This is a genomic window from Arthrobacter sp. RCC_34, assembly GCF_041360795.1.
Taxonomy (GTDB): Bacteria; Actinomycetota; Actinomycetes; order Actinomycetales; family Micrococcaceae; genus Arthrobacter_E.
Window position 1 is genome coordinate 389,462 of sequence record NZ_JBFUPW010000002.1, and the last position, 24,402, is coordinate 413,863.

The 24,402-nt window shown below is 70.1% G+C and carries 19 protein-coding genes; 11 read left to right on the top strand and 8 right to left on the bottom strand.

Annotated elements, in window-relative coordinates:
- Window positions 1–36: 36 nt before the first annotated feature.
- From AB6732_RS10470 to AB6732_RS10480, 3 genes are read right to left on the bottom strand one after another with little or no spacing between them, the layout of a single operon-like run.
- Window positions 37–2,004 carry a DUF5719 family protein gene (locus tag AB6732_RS10470; protein ID WP_370959902.1) on the bottom strand — a complete coding sequence of 656 codons (1,968 nt, stop codon included), beginning with the start codon at window positions 2,002–2,004 and terminating at the stop codon, window positions 37–39.
- Window positions 1,997–5,290, bottom strand: a complete 3,294-nt coding sequence (locus AB6732_RS10475) for a glycosyltransferase (RefSeq protein ID WP_370959903.1) — start codon at window positions 5,288–5,290, stop codon at window positions 1,997–1,999. Before AB6732_RS10475 ends, AB6732_RS10470 begins: the two co-directional genes overlap by 8 nt.
- 26 nt (window positions 5,291–5,316) lie before the next feature.
- On the bottom strand, window positions 5,317–5,853 hold the full coding sequence (locus AB6732_RS10480; RefSeq protein ID WP_370959904.1) for a WhiB family transcriptional regulator: 537 nt from the start codon (window positions 5,851–5,853) through the stop codon (window positions 5,317–5,319).
- 220 nt (window positions 5,854–6,073) lie between these two features.
- Here AB6732_RS10480 and AB6732_RS10485 point away from each other — a divergent pair, with 220 nt between their 5' ends.
- The gene (locus tag AB6732_RS10485) at window positions 6,074–6,820 is read left to right on the top strand and encodes a TIGR03089 family protein (RefSeq protein ID WP_370959905.1); all 747 of its coding nucleotides are present in this window, start codon (window positions 6,074–6,076) and stop codon (window positions 6,818–6,820) included.
- Window positions 6,821–6,950: 130 nt separating this feature from the next.
- Here AB6732_RS10485 and AB6732_RS10490 read toward each other — a convergent pair whose 3' ends face one another.
- Window positions 6,951–7,457 carry a GtrA family protein gene (locus AB6732_RS10490; protein ID WP_066214669.1) on the bottom strand — a complete coding sequence of 169 codons (507 nt, stop codon included), beginning with the start codon at window positions 7,455–7,457 and terminating at the stop codon, window positions 6,951–6,953.
- A 240-nt stretch (window positions 7,458–7,697) separates the two neighbouring features.
- Here AB6732_RS10490 and AB6732_RS10495 point away from each other — a divergent pair, with 240 nt between their 5' ends.
- From AB6732_RS10495 to manA, 4 genes are read left to right on the top strand one after another with little or no spacing between them, the layout of a single operon-like run.
- Entirely contained in the window at window positions 7,698–8,858 is a 1,161-nt protein-coding gene (locus tag AB6732_RS10495) for a 5-(carboxyamino)imidazole ribonucleotide synthase (protein ID WP_370959906.1), read from the top strand.
- Window positions 8,859–8,907: 49 nt separating this feature from the next.
- Entirely contained in the window at window positions 8,908–9,483 is a 576-nt protein-coding gene (gene purE / locus AB6732_RS10500; protein WP_370959907.1) for a 5-(carboxyamino)imidazole ribonucleotide mutase, read from the top strand.
- Window positions 9,484–9,493: 10 nt separating this feature from the next.
- Window positions 9,494–11,134 carry an LCP family protein gene (locus AB6732_RS10505; protein WP_370959908.1) on the top strand — a complete coding sequence of 547 codons (1,641 nt, stop codon included), beginning with the start codon at window positions 9,494–9,496 and terminating at the stop codon, window positions 11,132–11,134.
- A gap of 42 nt (window positions 11,135–11,176) precedes the next feature.
- Window positions 11,177–12,436: a mannose-6-phosphate isomerase, class I gene (gene manA, locus AB6732_RS10510; protein ID WP_370959909.1), complete on the top strand. Its 1,260-nt coding sequence runs from the start codon at window positions 11,177–11,179 to the stop codon at window positions 12,434–12,436.
- Window positions 12,437–12,590: 154 nt separating this feature from the next.
- Here manA and AB6732_RS10515 read toward each other — a convergent pair whose 3' ends face one another.
- The 3 genes from AB6732_RS10515 to glpX form a co-directional block, all read right to left on the bottom strand.
- Window positions 12,591–13,610, bottom strand: a complete 1,020-nt coding sequence (locus AB6732_RS10515) for a lipid II:glycine glycyltransferase FemX (RefSeq protein ID WP_370959910.1) — start codon at window positions 13,608–13,610, stop codon at window positions 12,591–12,593.
- Between the two features lie 152 nt (window positions 13,611–13,762).
- Window positions 13,763–15,016, bottom strand: coding sequence for a hypothetical protein (locus tag AB6732_RS10520; RefSeq protein ID WP_370959911.1), 1,254 nt, complete (start codon window positions 15,014–15,016; stop codon window positions 13,763–13,765).
- Between the two features lie 149 nt (window positions 15,017–15,165).
- The gene (glpX, locus tag AB6732_RS10525; RefSeq protein ID WP_370959912.1) at window positions 15,166–16,200 is read right to left on the bottom strand and encodes a class II fructose-bisphosphatase; all 1,035 of its coding nucleotides are present in this window, start codon (window positions 16,198–16,200) and stop codon (window positions 15,166–15,168) included.
- A 196-nt stretch (window positions 16,201–16,396) separates the two neighbouring features.
- Between glpX and AB6732_RS10530 the strand changes: the two genes are divergently transcribed.
- From AB6732_RS10530 to AB6732_RS10545, 4 genes are all read left to right on the top strand, one after another.
- Complete coding sequence (locus AB6732_RS10530) at window positions 16,397–17,107, top strand: DUF4245 domain-containing protein (RefSeq protein WP_370959913.1); 711 nt, start codon at window positions 16,397–16,399, stop codon at window positions 17,105–17,107.
- 10 nt (window positions 17,108–17,117) lie between these two features.
- Window positions 17,118–17,738: a carbonic anhydrase gene (locus AB6732_RS10535; RefSeq protein WP_370959914.1), complete on the top strand. Its 621-nt coding sequence runs from the start codon at window positions 17,118–17,120 to the stop codon at window positions 17,736–17,738.
- A 111-nt stretch (window positions 17,739–17,849) separates the two neighbouring features.
- Complete coding sequence (locus AB6732_RS10540; RefSeq protein ID WP_370959915.1) at window positions 17,850–19,271, top strand: class II fumarate hydratase; 1,422 nt, start codon at window positions 17,850–17,852, stop codon at window positions 19,269–19,271.
- Window positions 19,272–19,452: 181 nt separating this feature from the next.
- Complete coding sequence (locus AB6732_RS10545; RefSeq protein ID WP_370959916.1) at window positions 19,453–22,041, top strand: DUF5129 domain-containing protein; 2,589 nt, start codon at window positions 19,453–19,455, stop codon at window positions 22,039–22,041.
- 38 nt (window positions 22,042–22,079) lie between these two features.
- Here the strand turns inward: AB6732_RS10545 and AB6732_RS10550 are convergent, their stop codons facing one another.
- On the bottom strand, window positions 22,080–22,748 hold the full coding sequence (locus tag AB6732_RS10550; protein WP_370959917.1) for a prepilin peptidase: 669 nt from the start codon (window positions 22,746–22,748) through the stop codon (window positions 22,080–22,082).
- A 153-nt stretch (window positions 22,749–22,901) separates the two neighbouring features.
- On the opposite strand from AB6732_RS10550, the gene AB6732_RS10555 reads away from it, so the two are divergent.
- Both AB6732_RS10555 and AB6732_RS10560 read left to right on the top strand, forming a co-directional pair.
- A complete protein-coding gene (locus AB6732_RS10555; RefSeq protein WP_370959918.1) occupies window positions 22,902–23,552 on the top strand; it encodes a GNAT family N-acetyltransferase in 651 nt (216 codons plus the stop codon).
- A 178-nt stretch (window positions 23,553–23,730) separates the two neighbouring features.
- Entirely contained in the window at window positions 23,731–24,342 is a 612-nt protein-coding gene (locus tag AB6732_RS10560; RefSeq protein WP_370959919.1) for a dihydrofolate reductase family protein, read from the top strand.
- The last annotated feature ends 60 nt before the right edge of the window (window positions 24,343–24,402 follow it).

A 24,402-nucleotide genomic window follows, 5' to 3' on the forward strand; every position in this document is an offset into this window, starting at 1 on the left:
GAGCCGGACGAGCGAGCCGTCAGGATCGGCGCCCGTTCAGTGCCCCAGGCGCACCGGGAGCTTGTCGAGGCCGGAACCGGTGACCGGCACCGAGAGGACGCTCAGACCCGGGCCCTTGTCCTCGGTCTGGACCACCGCGGCGTAGGCGGGTTCGCCCGAGGCGGAGAGCAGGTAGCCGACCACGTCCGATCCCCCGGCCTTCGCTGGGATCTCGACCGACGCCGTCGTGCCGGCCGCCAGAGTCGCCTTCGCCGCCGGCTGGATGGCGCCGTCGGCCGTGATCGCACGGTAACTGATCTCCGCGCGGCCGCTGGGCGCCCCGAACTGGAGCCTGCTCGTGCCACCCACGGGGACGGCCATGACCTGGGACGTGCTCAGAGGAGCCGACGCCGGCACCCAGGCGAAGTCGGACGGGTCCTTCGCGGTGGTCCCTCGCGTCGCCCGGACGGCGGCCGTCACCGAGACGTCGGAGCTGACCGCGATGGTGTACTCGCCGTCCGGCAGGCCGGAGAGCGGAACCTGCGTCACCGTGCCGGCGGGGGCGTTCACCACGCCCTTGTCGAGGGCCTGCTGACCGCTCTTGCCGTACACCCGGACCTGGACCACCGCGTCCTGCGCGCCGGGGACGGCCAGCGCCAGGGTGGGCTCGGCGTCCTCGAAACCGGATCCGAGCTTCGCCGCTGCGGCGCTGCCCTTCAGCGAGACGCCCGGGACGACCTGACGGGTGCCGGGCTGGCCGGTCGGGCCGAGGTAGTCGACGCCGCCGGGCGTCAGTCCACGGAGCACACTCTGCTGCACCGTGGCCGTGACCGGGCCACCCGTGCTGCTCACGTGCACGGCCAGGGCCGCCTGCTGCGGAGCCAGGCCCGCGAGCACGAGCGACCGGGACTGACCTGCGCCGATCGAGAGCCCGCGGCTGCCCGGGGCCTTGATCTGGCCCTTGTCGCCGTAGAGCTCCAGATTCACCGTGGCCGGGGTGGTGCTGGGATTGGAGAGATTCAGCACGGAGGTGCGTCCCACCAGGGTCGATGCGCCCACCAGCCATTGGTCGCTGCTCGGCGCCTGGCAGGTGACCGCTGCCAGGCCGCGGAGGTCGCCGTCGGCCGCACGGTAGGACAGAGCGGCCGCGCCCGTGGAGTCCTTGCCGTCCAGGGTTCCGACCCGCAGCACCTCGGGCCCGGACGGGGTCCGCGACGGGATCGCCGCGACCTTCAGGTCCGGCAGACCGGGGACGCCCTCGTCGGTCTTGGGGCTCGCCTTGGTCAGCCCCTGGAGGGTTTTGCCGTCCAGCGACTGCACACCGCTGGCGGGCATCCGGCCGTTCGGATCGCTCAGGGTCAGACCGCGGAACACCGTCGTCGCGGTGCTCGACTCCGGCCGGAACTGGGCGTCCGTGCCGTCACCGGCACCGGCCAGGAGCCGCGGAGCAGCGGGGCAGACCGAGAGGGAATCGCCGGCGGGAACCTCAGCCGCGACGGCGGCCAGCTGGCCACCCGCCGACCGCGGCGCCGCGGTGCCGCCCGCGGCGACGGCACCGAGCAGAGCGATCGATGCGACGCCCGCCGTGCCCGCCGCGATGGCCTTCGCGATCTTCCGGGCGGCCCGCGGATTCTTCACGGGCGTGGCGCCCTCTGACGCCGGGGAGGCAGACGCCGCAGGCAGTGCGACGCCGGCCTCGGCCTTCAGCTTCTTACCCGGTTTTTTCGCCGCCGCCTCGCGCTGAGCTTCGGCCTTGGCTGCCTTCGCGGCGGCTTTGCCGGCCCGCGCCTCTGCTTTTGCGGCGCGCGCCGGTGACTTGGCCGCTCCCCGTGTCGCGGGGTCGCCGGTGACGGCTCCAGCGGCGGGAGCCACCGGGGGCTCCGGGGCCTTGGCAGGCTCCGGCTGCTTCACCGGCTCGGGCTGCTTCACGGGCTCCGGGGCCTTGGCCTCGGACGCCGGGCTCTCCGGACCGTTGCCCTCCACCGCGCCGGTCTCGGCGCGCTCGTCCTTGTTGTCCTCAGTCATGTCCGGCCTTCCTCAGGCTTGCCTCGTCCCGGACCATGCGGACCTTCCCGGGACGTTCGGGAATGGGCACTGCGAGCAGCGCGGTCACGATGAACACCACCCAGGTGATGACCCGGACCCAGGGGATCCACGGATCGCTGTGGGCCACCACGAGGTGCCCCCCGCCCGCGGGCAGGTCGAAGGCCTGCTGCCAGCCGACCGTCGTCGGATTCAGCCGCTTGCCGTCCAGGCTCGCGGTCCAGTTCGCGTCGCTGCGCTCGGCGAGCACCAGCTTGCGGCCCTCGGCCCCGGAACCCAGCGTGGTGTCGACGCCGACGGTGCCGCTGGGAAGCTGGCTCTCCACCTTCCCGGACCGGTCGAGGACGCGGACCCGGTTGATGGTGTCGGAGTCCTTCAGCGGGGGCTGATCCAGGGCGCGCACGCGCCAGAGCCATCCCGCGTCGGTGGGCCCAACGGCGGCGAGGCCCGGCACGGCGTCGATGCGGCTGGCGGTCAGCCCGGCGGCGTCGTTGGCGCCCTTGAGCACCACGAAGCCCGCGCCGAGCTTTTCCAGCGTCGGACGGGGGTCCACGCCCTGGCCGGCGACGATCGTGGCGACCGCGGTGCGGATGCCCGCCGACGCGTCGTCATCCGCCGCCGGAGCATCGGAATCGTTGCGGATGCCGTGCACGGCGGCGAGTGTGGACAGGGCGTCCAGCGTCGTGCCGGAGCCGCGCACGAGCGCTGCGGTGTAGCTGCCGTCGCCGAGTTCGGTGATGACCAGCGTGCGGGTCTGCTCCGGACCCCGGCCCCGGTCCACCGCGGTCGCGGGGATCTGAGGCTTGTCCTGAGTCTGGAAGAGCTTCGCGGCGCCGTACCGGGGACCGTCGGCGACCGTCCCGACCCCGAGGTTGGAGGCCAGCCAGGTCCACGAGCTCAAGGCCGGGCCCAGAAGAAGGACCACGACCGCAATGGACACGACGCCCACGCGCCACGGGGCGCGCCGGGTGCGGGAGGCCTTCCGGCGCTGCAGCGCACGGTCGGCGCCGACGACGGCGGAGACCAGCACCGCGCAGAAGGCCACCGAGACGGCGGGACCGGTGAAGGGGGTCACCACGGCGTCCACTCCGGCGGCCACGGCGATGCCCGGAATGACCCAGCCGACGGCCAGGAACAGGGCTGCCACGAGGAGCGCCACGGTGCCGGTCCGGCCGCGTCGCCCGGGCACCAGAGCGCCCCACACCGCGAACAGCAGCACGGGAGCAGCCAGGACGAGCATCAGGATGAACGCCCACGGGATATCACCCGGAAGCCAGCCGAGGCCCGGGACCGCGGCGTGAAGATCCACGGCGATCGGCTGGCCGAGAAGCTGCTGCCACAGGGGGGCGGCGCCGAAGGCCAGCGGAACCCCGGGGTCGGCCAGGAAGGCACGGGGCTGGGTGACCGCGGTGAAGGCGAACGGCAGGAAGAGCGCGAGCGGCGGGGTGAGGCTCCACCAGAGGGCGCGCCCGCGGCGCCGCAGCAGGAGGGCCAGGAGAACCACCGACACGAGGGAGGGCACCAGGAGCACGGGGGCGCTGGCCGTCACGGCGGCCAAGAGCAGCCCGGCCCACGCGGCGGCGGTCCACGAGATCGTGCCGCCCACACCCGCCCTGCTGGTGACCGGCGCCTGCGGGGGCAGCCCGTCGGCCCGTGCCTCGAGCCGGCGGTCGCGGGCGGATCCGGTGGCACGGACGAGAGCGAGCACGAGCCAGGGCGTCAGCACGTGCACGAGGATCGCGCCGAGGCGGCCCTGGTTGAGGCTCGTGAAGAGCGCCGGTGCCGTGCCCCAGATCAGTGCCGCGAGGAACCAGGTGCGGCGGTGCCTCGTCAGTGAGGCGGCGAGGAACCAAGCGCCTGCCGCGGCCAGGGGCATGGCGCCAAGGAGCGCCGACTGCACCACGAGCGACGGCTGACCGCCGTTGAGCACCGAGAGCATCCAGAGCACCAGGCCGAACGGATCACCGTGACCCGGGTAGCCGGCTTCGAGGGTCACCCAGCTGCGGGTGGCGTTGTCCCACACTTCGCCGAGCGTGGTGGACAGCGGCAGCAGGCCACCGCCGGACTGGGCGCCTCCCAGCACCGGGAAGAAGCCGACCACGGCGATTCCCGCGGTGATCAGCACCGAGGCGATGAGGCCCCAGCCGGCGAAGGCGCGGGTCGGGGCGGCGAGGGCGGAGAAGTCGTCCTGGTTGTCGCCACTCGGTTCCGAGGCCAGACCGGTGGAGCTGTACGACGCGTCCAGGAGTTCGTCGGCTCCGAGCGCCTCCATGAGAGACCGTCGGTGCGCCCAGACCTCCTCGCGGGAGGTCTGGAGCCGGCGGATGGTCTTGCGGGGGTTCTTCCGTGTCCGGGCCGCCACCTTGCGTCCCCGGGCCAGAGCCACGGGGCGGGAGACGCCACGGATGGTTCCGGCGAGCTGCTGGAAGCCGTAGCCCGGGTCCTTCATGGCCACGGCCAGCAGGAACCGCCCGACCGAGGCGATGAGCGTCCCGAGCACCAGGAACGGGATCTTCCACCAGCTCGTGTGCTTGAGCCGGAGGTACACCTGCGAGGTGCGGGCCGCGGCCGGGGTGCCGAGGGCGTGCGGCCGGTTCTGGACGTGGTAGATCCGGGTCTGTGGCACGAAGGCCACGTTGTTCCCGGCGAGCCAGTTGCGCCAGCAGAGGTCCACGTCGTCGCCGGTGCCGGGCAGGGCGGGGTCGAAGCCGCCCATCGCGTCCCAGACGTCGCGGCGGACCAGCATGCCCGCGGAGTTGACGGCGAAGCGGTCCCGGAGCTGGTCGTACTGCCCCTGGTCGAGCTCATCCGCTTCGATGAGCGTGAGGCGCTCGGCCCAGGTGCTCACGGCGAGGCCGGCATCCACGAGCTTGCGCTGCGAGTTCCAGTCCAGCTGCTTGGCCCCGGCGATCGTGACGTTGGATGACCGCTCCACGGCTTCGAGCAGACGCTCCAGAGCGTCCGGCGCCGGAGCGGAGTCGTCGTGCAGAAGCCACACCCACTGCTGGTCTGCGGAGAGCGCCGCGGCGTCGCCGGAGCTCAGCCGGTCCGCCGTCGCCAATCCGGCCTGCACGGCCGCGCCGAAGCCCAGCCGGGGGTGGCGGAACAACGTGACGTTGTCACTGCCGAAAGCATCCTCCAGCAGCCGGGCGGAGCCGTCCGAGGAGGCGGCGTCGACGCCGATGCAGACGTCCGCTGCACGGCTCTGCCGGGAGAGGGCGGCCAAGGTCCTGGGGAGGTAGGCACTGCCCTGGTGGGAGACCACCACGGCCGTGACCCGTGCTTGGGGGTGAATCAGACTGCTCGCTTCCTCAGTCGGCGGCGCTCCCGCTCGGACAGTCCGCCCCAGATGCCGAAGCGCTCGTCGTTGGCGAGAGCGTACTCCAGGCACTGCTGCCGGACGGTGCACGCGGCGCACACCTTCTTGGCGTCGCGGGTGGAGCCGCCCTTCTCCGGGAAGAACGCCTCCGGGTCCGTCTGGGCGCACAGGGACTCGGCCTGCCAGCTGAGTTCGGACTCGTCGCCGACCTCCCGGCCCGGAAGGATGGTGAAGGCCGCGGCCAGTCCGCTCGGCTCGGGGCGCGCGAACAGCTCGAGTGGCGGGTCCAGCTCGTCCTCGGGCGAGGCGGGCTCGGCCTCCGCGGGCTCATGCGCCGTGAGGAAGGCGGTGGCCTGGTCCTCGAGGCTGCGGGCGGCGTCCTGCCGGAAGCGCTGCGCGCGCTCCGGATCGGCCGGGTCCAGGAACCAGTCCTCCGGCACGGTGCGGGCGGCCTGGTACGCGGCCTGGCCCGGGGTGAAGTTTTCGTCTTGGATACGCTCTGTCTGCCCCATTGCGCCTCTCCTCGATCTGAATGGCTGCCGCCCGGATGGCACGTGGGGAGCCCTGAGGCGCACCTCCGGACCATGCCTTGGCGGTCTGCAATTACTAATTACACGCGTGTAACTAGGGTGAGGTCAAGCGGGCAGGGATAATACTCAGGACACTTGCTTTTTTCCCGATGCGCCACGCCGGGAGCTGAGCGGCCGCTCGCAGGAAGGATCGAACCGCCCCATGGACCTCGTCATCAGGACGCTTCTGAAGGACTTCCGAGAGGGCTTGAGCCTCCCACCTGGGGCTCCTCGTCTCACCTGGTACGGGCCGGACGGCGAACGGGTCGAGCTGTCCGGCAAAGTGCTGGACAACTGGGTGGCCAAAACCGCGAACTTCCTCCAGGACGAACTCGACGCGGCGCCCGGCGGGAGCATCGCACTGGACCTGCCGGGTCATTGGAAGTCATCCGTGCTGGCACTCGCTGCGCTGAACCTGGGCCTGACCGTCCGGCCCGGCGTCCCGGGGAACGACGAGGAGCTCTCCGCCTCGGACCTCGTCGCCACGGCTGACGCCGGCCTGCTGGAGCGGGCCGGCGACGTGGACACCCAGCTCATCGCGGTGTCCCTGGGCGCGCTCGCGCCGCGCTGGCCCGGTGCGCTGCCGGCCGGCGTCGTCGACTACGCGGCGGAGGTCCGCAGCCACGGCGACGTCTTCCTGCCGTGGATGGATCCGACCGGACAGGAGATGCTGCTCGTCTCGGAGGACCAGGCGTACGACGACGCCGGGCTGGCAGCCTTCGCCACGCCCACTCCGGAGGGCGCACGGGCGCTGGTCCACGCCACGGACGGCCTCACCACGGTCCTCGCCCACTCTCTGGGGGCCTGGCTGGCAGGTGGCTCCGTGGTCCTGGTCCACGAGAGCGTGCCCGTGACCGAAAGGCTGCTGGAGTCCGAACGCGTGACGTCCGGCGGCGCGCGGGACGCCTAGCCCGGACGACCAGCCCAGAACGCGTTCCGCCTTGCAAACAGCCTTGTAAACAGCGGCAGGGCCGGTCTCCACGAGACCGGCCCTGCCGCTTTTAACGATGAGCCCGGGCTCCGCGGGCCCGGGAGAAGAATCAGTTCTTGCCGGCCTTGCCGCTGTCGATCAGCTCGTGGTCGTGGTCGTAGCCGGGCTCCTCGTCCAGCTCCTTGTTGAACACGAGGAAGCGGTACGCGAAGAAACGGACCACCGTGGCGACCAGGATGCCGACGACGCCCGCGAGGAACAGCAGGTTCTTGTCCTCGATGTGCATCCAGTACTTGGCGATCGCCGTCAGGCCAGTGGAGATGCCGATGCCGATGCCGTTGATGATGACGAACATCACGAACTCGCGCACCACATTCGGCTGGCGGCGGTGCCGGAACGTCCAGAAGCGGTTGGCCAGCCAGGAGAAGATCGTGGCCACGGTGGCGCCGACGAAACGGGCCTTCGCCTCGGAGTCGTCCATGATGCCGTGCATCAGCCAGTAGGTCAGCCCGTTGTCGATGACGAACGCGATCCCGCCAACGGCCCCGAACTTGGCCACCTCACGCCAGAACAGCGAGGCGAGCCCCCGGATGCGATCAGCGAGTTTGTTCACGATGTATTCCTCCACGGCCAACTGACGATGTGTAGACGACCCAGGGGCCAGTGGTACATCTTAGCGCCGTTGTCTTTGCCCGGCTTCAGCGGATGCGGAGAGTCCGCCGTGTGACGGGGCTCCGTGGACCGCGACGCGCCGCGGGCGCCGGACCCCGTCCCGGGCGGTCACGTAGAGGCGCGCGAAGGTCACGCTGGGTGCCGGCTGAGGGCGGGTCCGGCCGTGTTCGGTAGTCTTAGGGGCGTGACTTTCCCTGTTGTTGGTGTGATCGGTGGCGGCCAGCTGGCCCGGATGATGGCCCCGGAGGCCATCGAACTCGGCGTGGAACTCCGCGTCCTGGCCGAGGGCCCGGACGTCTCCGCGGTGGCCGCCGTCAAGACGACCCCGATCGGTGACTACCGTGACCTCGAGGCCCTGCGCGCGTTCGCCCGGGACGTCGACGTGATCACCTTCGATCACGAGCACGTCCCCACCGAGCACCTGCGGGCCCTGATCGCCGAGGGCGTCAACGTCCAACCCGGCCCGGACGCCCTGGTGCACGCCCAGGACAAGATCGTGATGCGCACCGCCGTCGACCGTCTCGGCCTGCCCAACCCCGAGTGGGCGGCGGTCGATTCCGTCGAGGCCCTCGTGGAGTTCGGTGACCGGATCGGCTGGCCCGTGGTGCTGAAGACCCCGCGCGGCGGTTACGACGGCAAGGGCGTGCGGATCGTCGACGACGCCGCCGACGCCGCGGACTGCGCCTCCTGGTTCGAGACCATGTCCCCGCTGCTCGCCGAGGCCAAGGTCGGCTTCTCCCGCGAGCTCTCCGTCCTGGTGGGGCGCACGCCGAGCGGCGAAGAGCGGGTCTGGCCCGTGGCACACACCATCCAGGTGGACGGCGTCTGCGACGAGGTGATCGTTCCCGCGCCCGGCCTGGACCCCGCCGTCGCGCAGGCCGCGGAGGCAGCGGCGCTGACCCTCGCCGCGGAGCTCGGCGTGACCGGCGTGATGGCGGCGGAGCTGTTCGAAACGCCCGGCGAGGGCGCCGGCTTCCTGATCAATGAGCTGGCGATGCGGCCGCACAACACCGGCCACTGGACGCAGGACGGCTCCGTGACGAGCCAGTTCGAACAGCACCTGCGGGCGGTCCTGGATCTTCCGCTCGGCGCCACCGATGTGCTGGGCGGCGTGGCCGTCATGAAGAACTTCCTGGGCGGCGCCAATCAGGACATCTATTCCGCCATGCCGGCCGCCCTCGCGGCCGCACCGGGCGCCAAGGTCCACAATTACGGAAAGTCCGTCCGTCCGGGACGCAAGATCGGGCACGTGAACATCGTCGCCCAGGATCCCTCTCAGGCCGAGGAGCTGCGCGAGCAGGCCGGCCGGGTGGCGTCCATCCTGCGCGACGGCGCCGGCTCCTGACCATCGCAACACCCTGACCGCTGAATCCCCAGACAACGATCGGACACGCATGAGCAGCAACACCACTCCCCTTGTAGGACTCGTCATGGGTTCGGACTCCGACTGGCCCGTCATGGAGGCCGCCGCCGAGGCCCTGCACGAGTTCGGCGTGCCGTTCGAAGCCGACGTCGTCTCCGCCCACCGCATGCCCACCGAGATGATCCGGTACGGCCAGCAGGCCCACGAGCGCGGACTGCGCATCATCATCGCGGGCGCCGGCGGCGCCGCTCACCTGCCGGGGATGCTCGCCTCCGTCACTCCCCTGCCCGTCATCGGCGTCCCTGTGCCGCTCAAGACGCTGGACGGCATGGACTCGCTGCTCTCGATCGTGCAGATGCCGGCAGGCGTGCCGGTGGCGACGGTCTCCATCGGCGGCGCACGCAACGCCGGGCTCCTGGCGGTGCGTATGCTCGCCGCCGGTGAAGGCGAGTTCGCACAGTCCCTCCGCGACGATCTGCTCCGCTTCTCCGAAAGCCTGAACGCCGTCGCCTCGGCCAAGGGCGCTTCGTTGCGGGCCAAGGCCGCGGAGGTCTTCGGGGCCTCCGGAGTGCCCCTCGGTTCGGCAGCGGATGAGGCGCAGGCCTAGGGGCGCCATGATGAGCCGCAACCGCCTGGACGACCCGATCCGCCGGCCTCAGGAGGCGGAGCCGGGCGACCGGGTGCGCCGTGCCTGGGTCCTGATCGCCCTCACCCTTCTGGTCCCGGGATCCGCGCAGGTGGTGGCCGGTGACCGCCGTTTCGGGCGCATCGCCCTGCGGGTCACCTTCGCAGTCTGGGCCCTGGTGCTCCTCGCGCTGGTGCTCGCCCTCCTGAACCGTGCCCTGCTCCTCTCCATCCTGACCCACCCGGTCCTCATGGTGCTCTGGATGATCGGTCTGGTGGCGCTCCTGATCGGCTGGGTGCTCGTGTGGGTGAACACCTTCCGCCTGTGCCGCCTGGCCATCCTGCCGCCGCGCTGGAAGGCCCCTGTGGCCGCCGTGCTCGTGGTCCTCATGGTGCTGAGCTGCGGCGCCCTCGGCTACGGCGCGTACCTGGTCAACGTGGCCCGCGGCGCCCTGGGCGATGTGTTCGACGCCGGCCGTCCGCCCTTCGACCCGGTGGACGGCCGCTACAACATCGCGCTGCTCGGCGGCGACGCCGGCGAGGGCCGCGAAGGTCTCCGCCCGGACAGCATGTCCGTCATCAGCATCGACGCCGCCACCGGCGCCTCCGCGATCATCTCGGTGCCGCGCTCCCTCCAGTACGCGAAGTTCCCGGACAGCTCGCCCATGCACCGCATCTACCCGGACGGGTTCAACAATTGCGAGCCCGATGCGCTGAACTGCCTCCTGAACGCGGTCTACACGGACGCCACGAACAACCACAAGGACATTTACGGCGCGGGGAAGAACGCCGGCGCCGAAGCCACCAAGGACGCCATCTCCGGCACCCTCGGCATCACCATCCAGGCCTACGCCCTGATCGACATGGACGGCTTCGCCCAGCTGATCGACGCCATGGGCGGAGTCAAGATGCGCGTGGGCGCCTGGGTGCCCATCAGTGGCGGGATGCTGCCCGGGAGCGACACCCGGCACGTCAAGCCGGACGGGTGGATCCACCCCGGCAACCAGACCCTCAACGGATTCCAGGCCCAGTGGTTCGCCCGCTCCCGCGAGAACGTGGACGATTTCGCCCGCGTCCAGCGCCAGCAGTGCGTGCAGCAGGCCATGATCAAGCAGCTCGACCCCGCCACCGTGATCACCAAGTTCGAGGCGATCGCCAAGGCCGGCGCGCACGTGGTGGACACGGACATCCCGCAGGGCCAGCTGGGTGGCTTCGTGGACCTGGCCGCCAAGGCCAAGGGGCAGCCGACGGTCCGGATGACGGTCGGCCCGCCGGACTTCCCCGCCGACTTCAGCCTGGGCGATCCGAACTTCGATCTCATCCACTCGAAGGTCAAGGCCCTGCTGGCCAAGGCGACCGGCAAACCGGCCAAGGCCGCGGCTCCGCTGCAGCCCGGCGCGGTGAGCGAGGACGGCACGGTGTCCGCCGCCGTCGCGCCCGGGACCGGAGCACAGGCCCAGGGCGCGGTCCGACCGCCCCTCACGGACGAGCTGCCGCCGGACTTCCCGCTGAGCACCACCCGTCCGGACGGCCAGCCCATCACGGCCCAGTACCTCAATTCGCTCTACGACGCCCAGGATTACCAGACCCTGGACCAGCTGCTGGCGAAGAACGGCAATTGCGCCGCTCTCTGACCCCGTGCCCGGTCCCCTCCCGATCCCGAAAGGACACCCGTGATGCTTCGTCTGGACAATGAGCTGCGCCCCTACGCCTGGGGATCCACCACGGCCATTGCCGAGCTGCTGGGGCGTGCCCCGTCGGGAGGGCCGGAGGCGGAGCTGTGGCTCGGCGCCCACCCGGACTCCCCCTCGCGGGTGCCGGGGGGGGAAGGCCTCGACGAGGTCATCGCCGGCGATCCGGCGCATTTCCTGGGGGCGGAGAGCGTGGCGGCGTTCGGGCCGCGGCTGCCGTTCCTGATGAAGGTCCTCGCCGCGGCGGAGCCCCTGTCCCTCCAGGTCCATCCGAGTCTGGAGCAGGCCCGGGAAGGGTTCGCCCGGGAGGAGGCCGCGGGCGTCCCCCGCGACGCCGCCTGGCGCAATTACAAGGACGACAACCACAAGCCGGAGATGATCCTCGCCCTCACCCCGTTCCGGGCGCTGTGCGGCTTCCGTCCGGTGGAGCAGTCGGTGGCGCTGTTCGAGGCACTGGCCGCCGGCGCCTCGGACGACGACGCGCGGGACCACGCCGCGGGGATCGTCGCGGCGCTGCGCGGGGCTGAGCCGCTCCGGACCGCCTTCGCGGCCCTGCTCACCGGCGGTGACGGGCTGGCCGCCGCGACCTCGTCCCTGCGGGCCGTCGTCGACGGCCTGCCCGTGGACGACGCGCACCGCACCGCACTGGAGGCCGCAGCGGATCTCCAGGACAAGTACCCGGGCGATCCGGGCGTCCTGGTGTCGCTTCTTCTCCATCTCGTGGAGCTGGCTCCGGGCGATGCCATCCACCTTCCGGCCGGAAATGTGCACGCGTATCTGGAGGGCCTCGGGATCGAGGTCATGGCGAACTCGGACAATGTGCTGCGGGGCGGGCTGACCCCCAAGCACGTCGACGTCCCCGAGCTCCTGGCCACCGTGGACTTCACCCCCCTGTCGGAGGTGCCCCGCACGCCCCGCGAGGAGACGCTGCTCGGCCAGGAGGTCTTCACCCCGCCGTTCCGTGAGTTCGCCCTGCAGCGCATCGAGCTTCAGGAAGGAACCGAACACCTCGCCGTCCGGCAGGACGGCGGCACGGTCCTTCTGGTGGTGCGCGGCGCGCTCCGCCTGGACTCCCCTCAGGGCGAGCTGATTCTGCAGCGTGGCGAGAGCGCCTTCATCCCCGCGTCGGAGGACCCTGTCACGGCTCACCCCGCGGTGCGGACCGGATCGATCGCCACGGACGGCGACGGTGATGTGCTGGCGTTCGCCGTCAGCACGGGACTGGGCGTCTCCAACGCCCTGTGAGCGGCAGATGAAAGCCCAGCTGAGTTAATACCGCGGTCCGGACGCGTCCGGCACGACGAAGGCGTGGTCCCCGCAGCGGAATCCGAAAGGATTCGACTGCGGGGGCCACGCCTTCGTTCCGTTCAGGGCTGCGCAGCCCTGGACGCCAAGCGGATCAGGCCCCCTTGGCCTTGACCTTGGCAAGCAGGCCGCGGGCCTTGCTCATGACCTTCTTCGCCTGGGGCAGCGCGACCTCCCACAGGGGGTTCGCCACGGACAGCGGCAGCGCGTAACTGCCCACGAAGTGGTTCTCGTGCTTAGCGAAGTAGCGCTTGAAGTCGCTGATGCGGTCATTCAGGAGACCGTTGAGGTCGAACTGCTCCACACCCTGGGACTTCATGAGCTTCATGCACTCCCACTCGAAGCCGCCGTTGGCCCGGAGCTTGCGGCCCTTGGCGTTCACGCCGCCGTACAGGGCGAACGCGACCCGCGGGGTGACCAGCAGGAACTGGAAACCCACGGTCTCGCCTTCGGAATCCACCAATTCATACACCGGGCTGCCGTCACCCAGATCATCGAAAATGGCGTAATAATAGGCGTCGTCGTGCAATTCGAATCCGGCGCGGTCCGCGATTTCCTTGTATATCTCCAGGCACCGCGCGATTCCCGCGTGATCCGTCACCTCACGGAGTTCAAAACCTTTGTTCCCGAATTTCCGGATGTCCTGCCGGCGCTTCTGATGCATGGCGGCCAGCAGCGTCTCCTCATCCTGCGTGAGATCCAGGACGAGGGTGTCGCCCAGCAGAAGCTTGTTACGCGCGGGCTTCCACTCCTCGGACCCGGCGGGCATGGAGCCCTCCCAGTCCGGCTCGATCATGATGTTGACGGCCTTGCCGGAGTAGTTCTTCTTCAGGTAGTCGCGGAGCGCCTTGAGCACTCGCCCGCGGTCTTCCGGGGCGCAGACGGGCCCGCGGGGGACGTAGAGGAAGGAACGGAACGGGAAGGGCAGCGAGCGGCGGAGGACCTGTGCGGCGCCGATGACCTTCTCGCCGTCGACCACCTGCAGACGGGCCGCGCGCCAGGCTCCGCGCTCCTTGAGAGTCCCCCAGCCCCAGAGCTGCAGCGGGTGCCCGCCGTGCTCCCTGATATGGGCATCCCATGCCGCCTGTTCGGTGCACACCTTCACGTCAACCATGGTCTCCAGTCTACATGGTGTGATAAACGCGTTTGATCGAATTCTCTTTCTCCGGAGATATCCCGAAATGCGGAAAAGAGAATCGAATATTCATGAATTGCCGGGCGTCGTTGAATTCCGCTGCGTGGAGATCACCGCCGGAGCGCCGGCGACTATTTCGGCATCGGTGCTTTGATCGCGGCCGCCCAGGAACGGATCGCCTGGCGTTCCGACGCATTGCACACGTAGCCGTAGCCCACCCTGTAGCCGTTCCGTTCCAGCGACCATTCGTTGTAATAGGTGAGGGCATAGCAATCGGCCATTTTCTCGTTGCTCTTCTGAAAGAGCCCGCGGGCCACGAGCCGGTCCGCACGGCTTTCACCGCCCGGAGAGGACCACTCGTCGGCTCGCTGATAGACATGGGCCAGCTCGTGGACCACAACCATCCGCAGATCCCAGTCTTCGGAAAACGCGCTTTCCTTGAGGAGATGCACCGTCAGGGGGTCTGATCCCTTCACACAGCCGACCGTCTGACCCGTCTTGGACTTCGCCTTGCCGCAGGCCGTGGCCGCGTCCCAGCGGATGTCGATGAAACCGTTCCCCGCACTGTCCACGAGTCCTTCGGACAGCGACCCCGAGGCGTTGACCCGGCGCACCTTCGCCGCGGCGATCCGCTGTTCCAGCTTCTGCCGCAGCTGCCGCGCCTCCGCGGTGAGATTCGTCGCCGACCGGACGCTGAGACCGGGGGTCTTCGCCCGCGTCTCGAGCGAACGGAGACTCCGGGCGTCAGCGACGATCGGCGCCACCGGATTGTTCTTGAGCGTGGCCGCCAGCTGGTCGAACTTCGCCATCTCCGCCTCGAAGGCGCGGAGCTGCTCTTGTGCGCCCGAGCTGGCCGACGGGCCGTTGATCAGGGGCTTCTGCGCCACTCCGGGCGGTCCTTGCCGGTCCCCGGACGAGAAGATCGCATTGAGTCCACCCAGACCGAAACCCACCAGGACGAGCACGAACACCAGCGCCAGGCACCCACAACCGGCGATCCACGGGCCAGGACCGCTCCTCCGAGGGACCGCCGGCCCCGCCATCCCCGGTCCATAGGCTCCGGCCGCATCCCCGGCCTGGGGATACGCGCCGGCAGGGCCGCCCGGGCCGTACCCGGGCGCCTGTTGCAGCGGTGGAACGGGCTGTGGGAAGCCGGGCTGCTGACCGCCGTACCCGACGGGCTGGGCGCCTGCCACAGGGTACTGCCGCAGATGAGGAGGATTGACCTGGGCGATCCACTGCCGGAGTTCCGGTCGCAGCGCGGGATTGGCCTCGAGCACCGGATGGAGGTCCCAGCGCCGGAACGCGATCTCGGACAACAGCCCGGGCGGCGCCCCGGGATCCTGCGCCGCGATCCAGTCCCCATCCTGGTATGTGCCCGTCATGCCCCCATCGTATGCGGCGAGGCGGTCCGGTCCGTGCCGGTGACAGGGCGGGACGGGCAGCACGGCAGCGGGCACCGAACGACGAAGGGCCACACCCCGGGGATCCGGTGGCATGGCCCTTCGTCAGAGGTGACTCGCGAGCGCTGGACTCAGCGGCGCGCCCAGCTCTCCCACTTGGAGGCGTGGTGCTCGGCGTCGACCAGGCGCACGGTGCCCGACTTCGAGCGCATGACGATCGACTGCGTGACCACACGGTCCTTCTGGTACCGCACACCGCGCAGCAGGTCGCCGTCGGTGATGCCGGTCGCGGCGAAGTAGCAGTTGTCGCTCGTGACGAGGTCGTTGGTGGTCAGCACGCGGTCGAGGTCGTGGCCGGCGTCGATCGCCTTCTGCTTCTCCTCGTCGCTCGTCGGCCAGAGGCGGCCCTGGATGACGCCGCCGAGGGACTTGATCGCGCATGCCGCCACAACGCCTTCCGGGGTGCCGCCGATGCCCATCAGGGCATCGACGCCGGTCCCGCTGCGGGCCGCTGCGATCGCGCCGGCGACATCGCCGTCGAGGATGAACTTGGTCCGGGCGCCGGCGTCGCGGATCTCCTCCACGAGCGGCTTGTGGCGGTCACGGTCCAGCACGCAGACCGTCACCTGGTTGATCTTCACGCCCTTGGCCTTGGCGATGAGGTGCAGGTTCTGCTTCACCGGCAGGCGGAGGTCGACCATGTCGGCGGCCTCCGGACCCGTCACGAGCTTCTCCATGTAGAACACGGCGGACGGGTCGAACATGGAACCGCGCTCGGCCACGGCCAGCACGGCCAGCGCGTTGTTGATGCCCAGGGCGGTCAGGCGGGTGCCGTCGATCGGGTCCACGGCCACATCGCACTCGGGGCCCGTGCCGTCGCCCACCTGCTCACCGTTGAACAGCATGGGGGCTTCGTCCTTCTCACCCTCGCCGATGACCACCACACCATTGAAGTGGACCGTCTTGAGGAAGGAACGCATGGCATCCACCGCGGCGCCGTCGGCCTTGTTCTTATCGCCGAAGCCCACCCAGTGGCCGCCCGCGATCGCCGCGGCCTCGGTCACGCGCACCAGCTCAAGGGCGAGGTTGCGGTCCGGCTCGTCGTTCCCGACCGCGAGGTCCGGGGAGATCGTTGAATACTTGCTAGCGCTGGAAGCTGCGGCCACCGTGTACCTCTTCGTTGAGTTCTGCTGAAAAGTAAGGACCCGGGCTCCGAAGGCGCCGGGAGAGGGGAGTTCGGTCCTCGGAACGATCATAGACCGCGGCCTCCGCCCTGCGCCGTGATGTGACAGGTGCAACAGTGTCACAGTCCCGCTTCCCGCCGTTTGGCGCTGGGCACCCGGCATGGGGGACCATGGAGGGGTGAGTGATTCCCCCAAGACCCCCCTCCCCGCCGCCGAAGACTCCTCTCCCGAGACGGTCCCTGAGGCTGCCGGCGAAGCGTCGGGCCGGGGTCCCCTGCCCGGGGAACCGGGGTTCAAAGCGGTCCTCTCGAAGAACGCCGCCAAGCGGGCCAACGCTTCGGTGATCGGCATGATCCTGGCGCTGGCGGTGTCGATCGCCTGCATCCTTCCGGTCATCCTCCTGAACGCCCAGCCGAAGCAGCCCGGCTACGACCCGAAGATCGACGTCTCCGCCGTGTCGGTCAATGCCGCCCCGGTGGCAGGGTTCACTCCGGCCGCTCCGGCGCTCCCCTCCGGCTGGCACCCGAACTACGCGCGCTGGAAGTCCGGCACCGAGTCCGGCGTCCCGGCCTGGGAGGTCGGTTTCGTCTCGCCCGCCCAGGGCTTCGTCGGGCTGACCCAGACCAGGAAGGGCAACCCCACCTGGGTGGCTCAGATCGCGGACAACGCCCCCGTCACCGGCAAGCGCACCATCGACGGCCAGGACTGGACCCTGCGGGACAAGGGCACCGGGCCGAAGACGCTGGTCCTCGAACACCGCGGCTTCACCCTCGTGCTCAACGGCCGTGCGGACCTGAAGGAGTTCGACGTCGTGGCATCCGCCGTCCTGAAGGCCGTGGACGCGGCGCCCGCCGTCACGCCCGCGCCCTCAGCCTCCCCCACCGCGTAAAGTAAGCGGCGTGAGCTCGAATCTGACCCCCCAGCAGGCCTGGCAGAAACTCGTCGAAGGCAACGCCCGTTTCGTCTCGGGCACGTCGTCCCACCCCAATCAGGACGCCAACCGACGCAGTTCCCTGGTCAACGCCCAGAATCCCTTCACCCTGATCTTCGGCTGCTCGGACTCCCGTCTGGCCGCCGAGATCATCTTCGACCTCGGCCTCGGCGACGCTTTCGTCATCCGCACGGCCGGCCAGGTCATGGACGACGCCGTCCTCGGCACCCTCGAATACGGCGTGGACGTCCTGGGCATCCCCCTGATCGTGGTCCTGGGCCACGACAACTGCGGCGCCGTCACGGCCACCAAGGAGGCCGTGGACTCCGGGGACATGCCCGGCGGCTACATCCGCAATCTGGTCGAGCGCATCACGCCCTCCGTGCTGAACTCCCTGCGCCACGGCGAACACGAGGTCAACGACATGGTGGTGGAGCACACCCGCCAGACGGCCGAGCGGCTCGTGGAGCGCTCCCCCTCCATCAAGGCGGCCATCGACGCCGGCCGCACCGCGGTGGTGGGCATGGCCTACCGCCTCGAGGAAGGCCGCGCAGACCTGGTCTCCGGCGTCGGGCACTTCCAGGACTGAGGCGCACCCTGCCGGCCCGGGCAGCCGGGCCGGCCATGACCTCCGCCACATGCGCCCCGGGTGGCACGACGCGAGTTTCAGCGCCGCCGTCGTGCGTCATACAGTAAGGTCATGACTTCTGCTGCTGAAGAATTCCGCATCGAACACGACACCATGGGCGAGGTCCGCGTCCCCGTGAACGCGCTTTACAAGGCCCAGACCCAGCGTGCCGTGGAGAACTTCCCCATTTCCGGCAAGACCCTGGAACGCAAGCACATTGAAGCGCTTGCCCGGGTCAAGAAGGCCGCCGCCCGCGCCAACGAAGAACTCGGAGTGATCGACGGAGATCTCGCCGACGCCATCGCCGACGCCGCGGACCGCGTGGCCGCCGGCGAATTCGACGATCAGTTCCCGATCGACGTCTTCCAGACCGGTTCCGGCACCTCCTCCAACATGAACATGAACGAGGTCCTGGCCGAGCTCGCCACCCGCTCCTTCGCGGACAAGGGCAGCGATCGCGTCGTCCACCCGAACGACCACGTCAACGCCTCCCAGTCCTCCAACGACGTGTTCCCCACCTCGGTGCACGTCGCCGCGACCAACGCGCTGCTCAACGACCTGGTCCCTGCCCTGACCTACCTGGCCGCCTCCCTCTCCCGCAAGGCCGAGGAGTTCAAGGGCATCGTCAAGTCGGGCCGCACCCACCTCATGGACGCCACCCCGGTCACCCTCGGCCAGGAGTTCGGCGGCTACGAGGCCCAGATCCGCTACGGCATCGAGCGCATCCACGCCTCACTGCCGCGCGTGGCCGAGGTCCCCCAGGGCGGCACCGCCGTCGGCACCGGCATCAACACCCCGGACGGCTTCCCGCAGCGCGTCATCGCCCTGCTCGCCGAGGACACCGCGCTGCCCATCACCGAGGCCCGCAACCACTTCGAGGCGCAGGCCAACCGCGACGGCCTGATCGAGGTCTCCGGTCAGCTGCGCACGATCGCGTACTCCATCATGAAGATCAGCAACGACCTCCGCTGGATGGGCTCCGGCCCCAACACGGGCCTGGGCGAGATCGCGATCCCCGATCTGCAGCCGGGCTCCTCCATCATGCCGGGCAAGGTCAACCCCGTGATCTGCGAGGCCGCCATCATGGTCGCCGCCCAGGTCATCGGCAACGACACCACCATCGCCCTGTCCTCGACCAACGGCGCCTTCGAGCTGAACGTGGGCATCCCGGTCATGGCCGCGAACCTGCTCGAGTCCATCCGCCTGCTGACCAACACCTCCCGCGTCATGGCGGACAAGATGATCGACGGCATCAGCGCCAACGAAGAGCGCGCCCGCTTCCTGGCCGAAGCGTCGCCGTCCATCGTCACGCCGCTGAACAAGTACATCGGCTACGAGAACGCCGCGAAGATCGCCAAGACCGCCGTCAAGGAGGGTCTGACCATCCGTCAGGCCACCGAGAAGCTCGGTTTCGTCGGCGAGGGCGACGGCAAGGTCACCGAGGAGGTCCTCGACAAGGCCCTCGACGTCACCACCATGACGGGCAAGTACTGAGCAAGCACTGGGACTGAGCAAACACTGCTCAGCGACTGAGCTGAGCTGAACTCAGCTGAACTGAATGACTGACGACGACGGCGGGTGACCACCCGCCGTCGTCGTCATCTCCGGGTTCGGCCACCATCTTGAGTAAAGTGAGCGGGACACTACTCGACGCTCCGGGACACACAGGGGACCAGTGGCAGGCCAGCAGAAGAAGTACCCGTACCGCACCCGGCCGTGGGCGGCGATCGTGCTGGGCGGGCTCACGGGTCTCATGGCCCTGATCGGGATCGCCCTGAACATCCCCACGTCGACGGTGACGGTCGAGGTGCACGGCTCCGCGGTGTCGGAGAGCCAGGTGCGGGCGGCCCTCGGCGGGCCGCTGAAAGCCTACGAACCGACCCGGCTCCTCGTGTGCGACGCCGGAACCGCGCCTCAGTGCTCCGCTCCGCGGGCGGGGACGGTCGCCGTCGTCGTCAACGGGACGTTCGCGGGGGCGCGGATCCAGAAGGGCTGGTTGCCGGTCCCCCACAATCAGAAGAACTACGACCCGGATGGCGACGACATGGTGTTCGACGCCTTCGCCAACGCCTACCATGCCGGTCAGCGCGCCGGAGCGGCCGCGCTGGCCGCTCGCGCCGCCGTCGACGCGCAATCCCAGGCGATCGGCCGCACGCCGCTCGGATGGCTCGCGCTCACGGCCGCCGGAACCCTCGGCACCGTGGTCCTGGCCCGGCGTCACGCGGCGCGGATGAGGGACGCCCGGAAGCTCTGGCATGACCTCGCCGTCGGGTCCCGGCATCTGGCCACGGTGACCCTCGATCTGGAGCTGACCCGGCTCGCTTCCGAACAGCTCGCCGACGCACCCGCTTCGACCACGACCGCCCGGCTGAAGGCCTCGGCCGAAGAGGTCAGCCGCCGGTCGCTCGAACTCACCCGCGCCGAGGCCGGACTCTACGAGCGTCTCCCCCGCGGGATGCCGACCATGAACGACCTGACCCCGGAGGACGCGGCCGCCTTCCGCCGCACCGCCACGGCGCTGGACGAACTCGACGACGGCGTGGTGCAGGGCACCGCGCTGGTGCTCGGCACTCCGACGGCCTCCCTCGCCTGGGATCTGAACGCGCGACCGTACCTGGACGCCGCGGACCACGTGCGGACGCTGGCGCGGGAAGCAGGACTCGCTCTGGAAGGCGGGCTGGGCACCGCGGTCCGGCGGCTGGAGGACGTCAGGGCCTCCCTCCTGCCGCTCGGCTCCCGCTGGAACGACGGCGCGTCCGCCGATCCGCCGGACGGTGAGGATGCCATCGCGGCGCTCCTGGCGGCAGCGGAGGACACCTCGGAGGCGCTCCGCCAGGCGCTGCATGCCGGGCTTGCCCCGGATCGCGGGCTGAACGCCGACACGGCCCTCGAGCGCGTCCAGGAGCTCTCCGTGCGACAGCCCGGTCCCCCGTTGCTCCGCGCGCTCTGGGGGTCGCCGTCGGCCGCCCCGGCTGCTGTCACGGGTGCAGTCACGGGTGTGCGGAGAAGCCTCAGCCGACAGACGCGGCCGGCGGAGAAGCTCCCAGAACAGCTCCCGGCACAGCCCGGCTTCGACGGACTGAGCCTTGACGGCCTCGACGCCTGGTGGGAGGAGACCCGCGCATCCCTCGGTCTCGCCCCGGTCCTGCGCCCTGATGAGGGCCGTGGACACGGGCGCGTCCCCTGGTGGCGGGCCGGCCAGGATCCGGCCGCGGAGAATCGGACGTCCGACCGCAAGGCCTGGCGCCCCGTCCTGGCGCTCGGTGCGCTGATGGTGGTGATCGTCGCCGGGACCCAGGGCGCGCTGATCGTGGGCACCGTGCTCGGCCAGGACAAGCCGGTGCACTTCGTCTCGCTGCCCACCGGCCCGGGGTGGCAGAGTCTCGCGGAGGCAGACGCGGGCGCTTCCGCGGTCCGCGCCTTCGTCCCGTGGCGCCTCGCCGTCCTCGAGATCCCCGCGGACCCGACCGAGGACGTCGTCGTCAAGGCCAGGCCGGACGAATACTCGACCGGCCGGGAATTCACCAGCCTGAGCAGCACGCGCACCACCGAGCTGCTGCGCACCGCATTCACCCGGCGCCCCGAACTGGTCGATCCGGCCACCGGCGATCTGTACCCGGACGTCATGGTGAACGTGGTGCGCCCTGTAGGCCAGGGCGAATACCGCGAGATCGGCCTCGCTTGGGGCCCCACGCCGGCGCCCCGCCTGTCGGGAGACCATCTGAGCAGTGGTGGCAGCGACTACGCCGATGACCCCCGGGGCCTCGCTTACACGCTGACCTACCGGCTCAAGCAGGACCTGGCCGAGAGCCTCGGCAAACCGGCCTGGACCGAGACCGAAGCCGCCAAGGTCGGCGTCGGGGCCGGGGCCGTGCTCCTGGTGGTCCTCCTGTTCGCCATCCCCTCCGCCATCGGCCGGCTCCGTCGCGATCGCACGGTGTCTCGGAAGGAGAACGACCAGAGGCTGCGCGAGATCCGCACCGAGCTGGAGACCCTGTTTCTCGCCGAGGACTCCGCGGCTCTCGACGCCGTGACGGCCGAGGCGGCGCACGGGACACCAGAGCTGGAGGACCGGCGGCTCCGCGTCCGCGCGCAGACCCTCGCGCTGCGGCGATGCGAGGAACTGGAGACCCGCCATCGGCGAGCGCGCGGGCAGGAGACTCAGGCATTCGACGTCGAGCGGCTGGGCGGACTCGTGAGCGCCCTCACGAGCCGCGAGCGCGATCTGGGGCAGCGCGTGCGCGCGTATCTGGCGACGCTCTAGCGCGCGACGCCGGGCCGCCGTCGCGCGTCAGCCTTTCCTCAGGCGGGCAGCGCCAGCGCCATGGCGGCGCCGGCGATCATGAACGGTCCGAAGGGGATCGAGTCGCGCCATCCCACCCGCCGGGACAGCACCAGGCCCAGGGCCGTGAGTCCAGCCAGGGTGAAGGCGAGCAGCGTCCCGAGCAGCAGGGCCCACCAGCCGACGTAGCCCAGGTGCATCCCGAGCACGCCGGCGAGTTTCACGTCGCCGAAACCGAGGCTGGACGGGTTCACGGCGCGCAGGAGGAAGTGGAACAGCCAGGCGAGGACGCCCCCGGCGATCACTCGCAGTCCCCAGACGCCCCAGAGTGGCGCGGCCAGATCTTCCCGCTGTTCGAACAGGGAAGTGAGCCACTCCGCGGAGCCCGGTGCACCGTGGCCGGTGAAGCCACCGGGACTGAAGACTTCGTTCGCCGACGGAGCATAGGCGACCCAGCCGATGTCGGACGGGAGGTTGCCCGCGCACCCGCAAGCCGCCAGCAGCAGCACTCCCGAAACCACCGCCCAGGGCAGCATGATCCGGTCCGGGAGGAGGCGGGTCTTCGCATCGATCCAGGCCAGGCGCCCCGCCGCGTACAGGAAGACGAGCACCACCAGGGCCAGGAGGACGAGAGTGGCGAGCGGCCAGCCGGCGCCGAGATCCCAGAGCAGGGTCATCCGTGTGAGCATGAGCCGACCCTAACGGGGCTGCCGTGGCAGGGCCATTCACACGTGAGTCTCCCCGGCTGTCCCCGGCTCTCCCCGCCCCCGACGACCGGCCACAGCGGGCCTGCCGGTCCGCCGCGCGTTGGCCGGAGCAGTGCGTTGGCTAGACTCGTCGCCATGCTGACTCTCGAGGAGATCTTCCCGCCCTTCGGCCTGGTCCTGCGCGCCCCTCGCGTGGAGCTCCGCCTGATCCGCGACACCGAACTCCCCGAGCTCATCGAGGCGGTCCGGTCCGGTATTCACGAGCCCGGCAAATCACCCTTCTCGGTCGCCTGGTCCGAGGCCCCCGAACACGAGCTTCCGGCGAACACCGCGCAGTTCCACTGGGGTTCGCGCTCCCGGTTCACACCCGAGCACTGGGACCTGGCCTTCGGGATCTGGCACGACGGGGAGCTGATCGGTTCCCAGTCCCTCATGGCCAAGGAGTTCGCGGCGTTCCGCGTGGTGTCGAGCGGGTCCTGGATGCGGAAGTCGTCACAGGGACGGGGGCTCGGCAAGGAGATGCGGGCGGCCATTCTGCTGTACGCCTTCGACCATCTGGGCGCCGAGGTCGCGGAATCCGCCGCCGCCGTGTGGAACGAGCGGTCCCTCGGGGTGTCACATGCTCTGGGGTACCGGGACAACGGCCGGCACCGCGAACCATCCGCGCAGGGTCCCGCCGAGATCCAACAGCTCCGGCTGGACTCCGCGGACTTCCGGAGGCCCGACTGGGACCTGGAGGTCGAAGGCCACGAGGCCTTCGCTCGCTTCATCGGCCTGGACGCCTGAGCGCACGGCCCCATCCGCCGTCGCGCCCTCACCCCCGCTCGCGAACCGCCACTCGGTGCCCGAACACCCCACGGATACGGGCACCTAGTGGCGGTTCGCGTGGAAGCAGGGCACCGAAAAAGTCCGTGCTCTCGTGCCGCCCCGCTCCTACGATGAAGCGAGGAAGGAAGTGGCATCCATGAAATTGACCACCATGACGCAGGTGACCCTCGACGGCGTCGCGCAAGGCAACGGCGGGGCGACGGAACAGGACATCCGAAACGGCTTCACACGGGGCGGCTGGGCGATGGGCGCGTTCGACGACGAGACGTTCACCTTCATCGTCGAGACCTATCAGCGGGCCGGGGCTTTCCTCTTCGGCCGGACCACCTACGACGTCTTCGCGCCCTACTGGGGTTCGATGCCGCCCGGCGGCCATGCCATCGCGGACGCCCTGAACCGCGCTCCCAAATATCTGGTTTCGTCGTCCGAACCCGAGACCGCCTGGGAGGGCACCACCCGGCTCAGCGGGGATTTGGAAACCCGGATCCGGGAGCTGAAGGACGCGCCGGGCGGCGATCTCCAGGTCCACGGGAGTGTCAGACTGGTCCGCTGGCTCCTAGAACGCGGCCTCGTGGATGAACTGACCCTGCTGGTGGTGCCCGTCGTGCTGGGACAGGGCGATCGGCTGTTCCCGCAGGACGGTCCGGACCTCGCACTCGAGCTGCTCAGCTCGCGCACCGACAGCCGCGGTGTGCTCACGCTCGTCTACCGTCCCGACGGCCCGCCCACGTACCCGAACCGCCAATAGGTGCCCTGATCCGGGAGGGATTCGGGCACCTACTGGCGGTTCGGGCGGGGCACGGTCCGC

What these genes read in the sequence shown, in the direction of transcription:
- AB6732_RS10555 (WP_370959918.1), top strand. Translation starts at nt 22,902, where the DNA reads ATGCTGACTCTCGAGGAGATCTTCCCGCCCTTCGGCCTGGTCCTGCGC.
- AB6732_RS10470 (WP_370959902.1), bottom strand. Translation starts at nt 2,004, where the DNA reads ATGACTGAGGACAACAAGGACGAGCGCGCCGAGACCGGCGCGGTGGAG.
- AB6732_RS10520 (WP_370959911.1), bottom strand. Translation starts at nt 15,016, where the DNA reads ATGACGGGCACATACCAGGATGGGGACTGGATCGCGGCGCAGGATCCC.
- AB6732_RS10480 (WP_370959904.1), bottom strand. Translation starts at nt 5,853, where the DNA reads ATGGGGCAGACAGAGCGTATCCAAGACGAAAACTTCACCCCGGGCCAG.
- purE (WP_370959907.1), top strand. Translation starts at nt 8,908, where the DNA reads ATGAGCAGCAACACCACTCCCCTTGTAGGACTCGTCATGGGTTCGGAC.
- AB6732_RS10540 (WP_370959915.1), top strand. Translation starts at nt 17,850, where the DNA reads ATGACTTCTGCTGCTGAAGAATTCCGCATCGAACACGACACCATGGGC.
- AB6732_RS10505 (WP_370959908.1), top strand. Translation starts at nt 9,494, where the DNA reads ATGAGCCGCAACCGCCTGGACGACCCGATCCGCCGGCCTCAGGAGGCG.
- AB6732_RS10515 (WP_370959910.1), bottom strand. Translation starts at nt 13,610, where the DNA reads ATGGTTGACGTGAAGGTGTGCACCGAACAGGCGGCATGGGATGCCCAT.
- AB6732_RS10550 (WP_370959917.1), bottom strand. Translation starts at nt 22,748, where the DNA reads ATGCTCACACGGATGACCCTGCTCTGGGATCTCGGCGCCGGCTGGCCG.
- AB6732_RS10560 (WP_370959919.1), top strand. Translation starts at nt 23,731, where the DNA reads ATGAAATTGACCACCATGACGCAGGTGACCCTCGACGGCGTCGCGCAA.
- AB6732_RS10485 (WP_370959905.1), top strand. Translation starts at nt 6,074, where the DNA reads ATGGACCTCGTCATCAGGACGCTTCTGAAGGACTTCCGAGAGGGCTTG.
- manA (WP_370959909.1), top strand. Translation starts at nt 11,177, where the DNA reads ATGCTTCGTCTGGACAATGAGCTGCGCCCCTACGCCTGGGGATCCACC.